We start from the raw sequence: 2,018 nt of genomic DNA on the forward strand, positions 1-2,018 counted from the left end.
AGCGGCTGCTTTACGTAGAATTTCATTGGCACGCTTTAATTCTTTAATTTCACGTTCCATTTGCTTCATTTTTTCTTGGTCAGATATCTGTTGTACTTTGGTAGGATTTAGTTGATCCATATGCTTTAAATACCAAACACGCAATGTTTCAGGAGTACAACCAATCTTAGGTGCAATAGCTGTGATTGCAGCCCAAGTAGAAGGATAATCTTTTTCAGATTCAATCAATAATTGAACCGCTCTTTCTCTGATTTCAGGGGTATATTTTGGTTTTGTCATTGGAACATTCTCTCAAGAAAGTTGGTCTCCGACAAACCCGGTACGGTTCAAGATCAGGTTTGATATGGCAATCACGATGACCTACCCAATTACTGACCAAAGCATGGTCACGATACTTTTCAGGCAAGGCTTCATCAGCTTGCAATAATTCTAAAACAGTTTGTAGTTCAGCATCTAATGTATTTCGATGCTGCCTTTTTTCTCACGTTTATAGTCTTTCTTGAATGCTGATGTGTACTTAATCGTCCGCATTTAGATCAGCCATCAAATCTTTAACAGAAGTGAAGCTCTTTGCTTTGCTTAGATCTTCTTCCATTGCAGCAATGGTTTCAGGATTGGGCTGCCAAATTTCAAAAGGCAGAGCCTTTTCTTTCGCTACCTTGGTTAACAGCAAGCGAACTGCATCTGAGACAGTTAAGCCCATTGTTGCAAGAACTTCTGTTGCTTCATGCTTAATGTTTTCGTTAATGCGAGTAGTGACTAGTGCATTTGAAGCCATGTTAAGCTCCTATGATTAACATTGTTAATCACACTATATTCTTAGATGAAGAAAAGTTCAATTCGTATAACCACCATTATGTTAATTGTAGGAAAACTTAATTTTATTACCTTATTGAGACATATCTTTGATTTGACGTTTATGTCTATACATTTGCTTATCTGCTTCAACTACTGTTTGTTGTAAATCCGTCCCTGGTTGACGTGCTGCAACACCAATAGCAGCATTAATTCCAGCCTGTTTTAAGGATTCTGAAATTCGATTTGCTAGTTTTTGAGTATTTTCTAAGTTAGTTTCAATATTTAAAATACCAAACTCATCTCCTCCTAAACGTGCAACTAAATCATTAGAGCGCACAGTTCTTTTGATAATTTGGACTGTTTCTTGAATCATCTGATCACCTTTTAAATGACCAAATTTATCATTTATATATTTTAAATCATTTAAATCTATGACAATAATTGTTGTTGAGTGTCCGTAAATTTTACACCGACTTTCTTCTAAATCTAAAAGTTTATCCCAAGCACGACGATTGAAAGCTCCTGTTAAGTGATCTGTTAGCGACTCCATTTCAAGTTTTTCGCTAATTCTTTTTTGTTCATTTATTTTAATTTCGTTCTGTAAAATTCGACTGAGTAATAAACTAAATAATTCTAATAAATCACTATATTGTTCTATACTTTTAGGCTGTACTGATGGATCAATAGCACATAATGTACCGAAAACAGAGCCATCTTCATTCAATAAAGGTTGACCTATATATGCATTTATATCCACTACCTTATTAATTCCAGCCTCTTCATATAATGGAATTTTTTTTGAATCATGTGCTATACGTGGCCCTTTGCCTAGTACCATCTTAGAACAATATGAATCAGTCCAATTAAAAACTTGTCCTGCTTTTACTCCATATCCACTGTCTTTAGCTTGAAGAACTATCCAATCATTACCTTCTGTACGAGTAATCATCCATAAATTAAAACCTAAGTGATTATGTAAATACTCTAAAATGGCTTTACCAGCATCTTCAAAATCTCTAAAGTTTTCATAAAAAAGACTCATAACTACTCACTATCAATACTTTAAAAATTTATATAACTTTATTTTAACAATAGTTTTATTTAAATTATTTTATTTAAAGATGAATTTACAAATTTCATAGATATGGTAATCCCCCCTAAAAATAATAGGATCTAAAAGTAGAATTTTCTCTTAAGATACGAGCAGGAGATTCTGCATG

The 2,018-nt window shown here is 33.6% G+C and carries 4 protein-coding genes; all 4 read right to left on the bottom strand.

Annotated features, from left to right (window positions below):
* The coding region (locus tag CF596_RS14420) for a transposase (RefSeq protein ID WP_242439176.1) at positions 1–279 on the bottom strand (279 nt) is incomplete at its 3' end.
* On the bottom strand, positions 254–424 hold the full coding sequence (locus CF596_RS14980; RefSeq protein ID WP_242439177.1) for a type II toxin-antitoxin system mRNA interferase toxin, RelE/StbE family: 171 nt from the start codon (positions 422–424) through the stop codon (positions 254–256). The genes CF596_RS14420 and CF596_RS14980, both read right to left, overlap by 26 nt.
* A 93-nt stretch (positions 425–517) precedes the next feature.
* A complete protein-coding gene (locus tag CF596_RS14430) occupies positions 518–778 on the bottom strand; it encodes a type II toxin-antitoxin system RelB/DinJ family antitoxin (RefSeq protein ID WP_004778838.1) in 261 nt (86 codons plus the stop codon).
* 111 nt (positions 779–889) lie between these two features.
* A complete protein-coding gene (locus CF596_RS14435; protein ID WP_096902862.1) occupies positions 890–1,840 on the bottom strand; it encodes a sensor domain-containing diguanylate cyclase in 951 nt (316 codons plus the stop codon).
* Positions 1,841–2,018: the final 178 nt, after the last annotated feature.

The sequence above is a fragment of the Acinetobacter sp. YT-02 genome (genome assembly GCF_002412355.1).
Lineage (GTDB): Bacteria > Pseudomonadota > Gammaproteobacteria > Pseudomonadales > Moraxellaceae > Acinetobacter > Acinetobacter towneri.

Bases quoted from the DNA above. Each gene is read 5' to 3' on its own strand.
- CF596_RS14430 (WP_004778838.1), bottom strand. From the start codon at position 778: ATGGCTTCAAATGCACTAGTCACTACTCGCATTAACGAAAACATTAAG.
- CF596_RS14435 (WP_096902862.1), bottom strand. From the start codon at position 1,840: ATGAGTCTTTTTTATGAAAACTTTAGAGATTTTGAAGATGCTGGTAAA.